The following is a 4,513-nucleotide window of genomic DNA, read 5'->3' as shown; positions in this document are numbered from 1 at the left end:
CCCGAAATTTTTGACCGGATGGGTGATATCCGCTATCAAGGTTCTTTAACCGGCCACTACCTGGATTTCGTTGCGTATGGAATGCTGGAAACGGATCTTGGCACGATCAATACCGATATCCACCTCGACATTGCCGATCAACAACGTTATTCCGGCAAGCTTTCTGCCGACACCTTTGATGTAGGGACATTGCTAAACTACGAAAAGATGGGGCGCGGAAGTTTCGACATGATGGTAGATGGGCAGGGATTTGCCGCACACGACGTAAACAGTGAGATTTCAGGACATGTGGGCTATCTTGAGTTCAGTGGATACCAGTATCGCGACATTGACATACAGGGACGGTTCGACAACCTGTTATTTGCCGGTGCGCTCACGGTAGCCGATCCCAACCTGCAATTAACCTTTGATGGGGAAGCGAATTTCAATCCGCGCCAGCCCGCTTATCACTTTTATGCCTCCGTAGCACATGCCGACCTGTCCCGGCTTCGCCTATACGATAAAAAACCAGTGGTCCTTCACGGAGGAACGATTACCAGTAATTTCACCGGAAACACCCTCAATAACATCCAGGGAAGCATCGCAGCAAACGACATACAGTTCCAGGTCGACACCGGCAGCTACACCATTGATTCCGTGGCATTGCTGGCCAAAGGCGATGAGGAACACCGGGTATTGTGGTTAACATCCGATGTCATGGAAGCGACATTAAGCGGCGAGACGGATTTACCCACGTTATCCGCATACTTTCAGTCGGTCGCGATGCGCTACGCGCCCGCCATGGGCCTCGCTTTAAAACCATCGGGAAAGCAGGATTTCCATGTCGACCTGACGTTGAAGGACTTTACCCCTATTGCCCCATTTGTCGAACCAGCGCTGGCTATTGGTAAAGGTGCCTCCTTAACCGGGTATTTTTCTTCGGCCGCCGGCGCGGCCAACTTCAATTTGCTCGTGCCTACCCTGCATTACGGAAATCTCCGGATCGAGCAGCTGATTGCCGACGAGACCACCAATAACGAGGCCCTCCGCCTATTGGTTACCGCCGATCGGGTTAGCCTGACCGACAGCCTGTATATCGACAACGTAAACATGACCAACACGCTCACCAACGATAGCCTGTACTTTAACCTCAAACTGGCACATACCACGGCGAGCAACCGGATCGACCTGAATGGCCTGATGCATTTCAGGGAAGAACAGCCGGCCGAACTCCGCTTTCTCCCTTCGGCCGTTATTCTCAATCAGGAACCCTGGCAACTGGGGAACCAGGCGCTTATCCACCTCGATAGGGACCGATTGCGCATAAGCGACATGGAGCTTACAAATGGCAATCAGACAGTCCGTTTGGATGGCGTCATATCCCCGCAGACAGGCGATGAGGCTGTGCTTACATTCAGCCAGTTCGACCTCAGTACATTCAACGCGGCAATGCGGCCTTCGGGTATCAGACTCGACGGGATCGTGAACGGGCAGATGAACATTTCGTCCTTATTGAAACAACCTTATTTCATTGCCGATATCGAAGCCAGCGGCATCCACTATAACGACACGGAGGTGGGTGACCTGCTGCTGCAGGCCGACTTTGACCAGCATACTAAACTGGTGAATGTTAATATGGAAGTGGTCAACCACGGCATCAGAACCATCCTGGCGACCGGCACCTATAATGCCGCTGCAGTGAATAAGCTGGATATGCGTGTTGCGCTGAATAAAAGTGAGCTGATCATTTTCCAGCCCCTGCTTAAGAACCTGGTATCAAACATTACCGGCACCGTTTCCGCCGACCTCCGCATCACGGGCACCGCATTGAACCCGCAGGTGGATGGCCGCTTCAGTCTACACGACGCAGGATTCACCGTAAATTACCTCAAAACCCCCTATCGCATAGATGACGAAGTATACCTATCGAATAGTACGCTGCTGCTCACCAACCTGACGGTAACAGACCCCATGGGGAATCAGGCCCTTGCCAATGGGAAGGTAGACCTGAGCAATATCCGCGTTCCCGATATCGACCTTACAATTGACGCAACCAATTTCCTGGTGCTTCACACTACCCTTCGGGATAATCCGCTGTATTATGGAACTGCTTACGGCACGGGTAGGTTTGCGTTTCATGGCCCCACGAATGCCATCAACATTACGGTCAAAGCACGGACCAATGAAAATACCCGGCTGGCTATACCGCTCAATGCGGTAGGCACCGTGAGCGACAACGATTTTATCCGCTTTGTCAGTCAGGACACCGTCAACACACGGACCCCAACCTCCCAGTTATTGAAGGGGCTGAGTCTGAACATGGATTTTCAGGTAACACCTGACGCAGAAATCAGCCTGTATACCGATCTGGGAGAATTATCCGGGCGGGGAACCGGTGCTTTATCGCTTCGCATATCCAGTCTGGGCGATTTTGAGATGTTTGGCGATTACGCCATCAATTCAGGGAAATTTACCCTGACCGCCCAGGATTTTATCAACAAGATTTTCGACATTAATCAGGGCGGCACCATCCGCTGGACAGGGCAACCGACGGAAGCAACAATTGCGCTCACCGCGGTTTATGAGCAACGCACAAGCCTTTCCCCGCTTTACAATGCCGCGGGGCGTGAGACCAACGAACAACGCGCACTTGCGCAGGCTCAGATGAACCTTAGCGGCAATCTTATGCGGCCGGATATTACGTTCGGCCTGAATTTCCCGAATGATCCTTATGTAAAAGACGAACTGCAGGGCTACCTCAGCGACGCCAACAACGTAAACCAACAGACATTGAGCCTGATCGTACGCCGTAGCTTTACGCCCGGATCAGCAACGGATTTCAGCCGCGAGCTCAACAACACGTTACTGAGTGCCGGTACCGAGCTTGCTTTCAACCAGCTCAACAATATCATCGCACAATCCCTTAATCTCAATTTCGTGGATCTCAACATCCGTTCGCTCAACGATGCAAGCGCTTCGGTGCATCTTTTCAACGACCGGCTGATCCTGACCGGTGGTGTAACCGACAGACGAAACGTGACCGACCTGAATGTATTCAGCGATCGCGTTGCCACCGATGCCGAAGTACAATACCTGATCCGGAAAGACGGCCGCCTAGTACTCCGGGCCTCCAACCGGCTGAATAGCCGCAATTTCCTGCTCAATCTCAACGACAACAACTATGTAAGTGCCGTCGGGCTGGTTTACCGCCAGGAATTCTATACATTCGGCGAATTTTTACGACGGCTGCTCACCCTCCGGAGCCGGGAAGAAGAGGAAAACGAAGAGGTATTCTAGCGAACCGGTATGTTCCGGAACCTCAACGAGCCATTGTAAGGGATTCTGTATCAATTACAATTTTGATTTCGACCCAAAAACCGTACCTTAGACAAGCCAGTTTACATAAACCAAATTTAAGCCATGAAAACGTCTTGTTTTATTTTGCTGATGGTGGTGCTGCTGGGCCGGATGGGGTATGCACAGCAGCCAGCAGACAGCCTGTCGATCATCAAAGGTTTCAGCATCGCAGCGCCGAAACCGGACGGCCTGTCCGATTTTATTAAGTTCATTCATGAGGAACTTGCTCCACGGGGGGTCAATACCCTGATCCTTCGGGTAGATTTCAACTATGCTTTCAAAAGTCATCCGGAATTGCGGGACTCGGTTACATTATCGAAAAACGATGTGAAAAAGCTCGTAAAGGCCTGCCGGGAACATGGAATACAGATCGTTCCGCAGGTTAACCTGCTGGGCCACCAATCGTGGGCCGGTGACATCGGCAACCTGTTGCGCGTGTATCCGGAGTTTGATGAAACCCCCTGGGTAAAGATGCCGCCCGAAGGAACATACAAATGGCCAAACGAGGACGGCCTATATTGCAAAAGTTACTGCCCGCTGCATCCGGGCGTACACCGGGTCGTATTTGCACTGGTCGACGAAATCATGGATGTATTCGAAGCGAAGGCATTCCACGCCGGAATGGACGAAGTATTTTACCTGGGTGAAGACCAATGCCCGCGCTGTTCCGGACGGGATAAATCAATCCTGTTTGCCAATGAGGTGCAGACTATCCGCGATCACCTGGCGGAACGCGGACAGGAGCTGTGGATCTGGGGCGACCGGCTGATCGACGGCAGGGCAACAGGTATCGGCATGTGGGCAGCCAGCTATAACGACACTTACCGCGCAATTGATATGATTCCAAGAGACGTCGTTATCTGCGACTGGCAATACACGCAGGATAACCAAACGGCGGTCTATTTTGCGTTAAAAGGGTTGCGGGTAGTCACCTGCGCGTGGGACCACCCGGAAGTTGCCGTCAGCCAGGTGGGAAACCTCTATAAATCAAGGGCGATCTCAGGCGAACAGCTACAGGGCCGTTATTATGGAATTGCGCATACCGTATGGTCCGGCCCCACGCCTTTCTTCAAGGGTTTTTATGAAAACACACCGGATGAAGATGGTGGGAAGAATACACCATGGAATACCTTTAATGTGATGTATGAGAAAATTGCCGAAGTGGAACAGTAGAAAA

The 4,513-nt window shown here is 51.8% G+C and carries 2 protein-coding genes; both read left to right on the top strand.

What is annotated here, in order from left to right:
* On the top strand, positions 1 to 3,276 hold a 3,276-nt coding region (locus tag ABWO75_RS13315), incomplete at its 5' end, for a translocation/assembly module TamB domain-containing protein (protein WP_353186320.1).
* A gap of 123 nt (positions 3,277 to 3,399) precedes the next feature.
* Positions 3,400 to 4,509, top strand: coding sequence for a family 20 glycosylhydrolase (locus tag ABWO75_RS13310; protein ID WP_353186318.1), 1,110 nt, complete (start codon positions 3,400 to 3,402; stop codon positions 4,507 to 4,509).
* The last annotated feature ends 4 nt before the right edge of the window (positions 4,510 to 4,513 follow it).

It is taken from the genome of Parapedobacter lycopersici (assembly GCF_040395035.1).
Lineage (GTDB): Bacteria > Bacteroidota > Bacteroidia > Sphingobacteriales > Sphingobacteriaceae > Parapedobacter > Parapedobacter lycopersici_A.
This window is presented reverse-complemented; position numbering and strand designations above follow the sequence as displayed.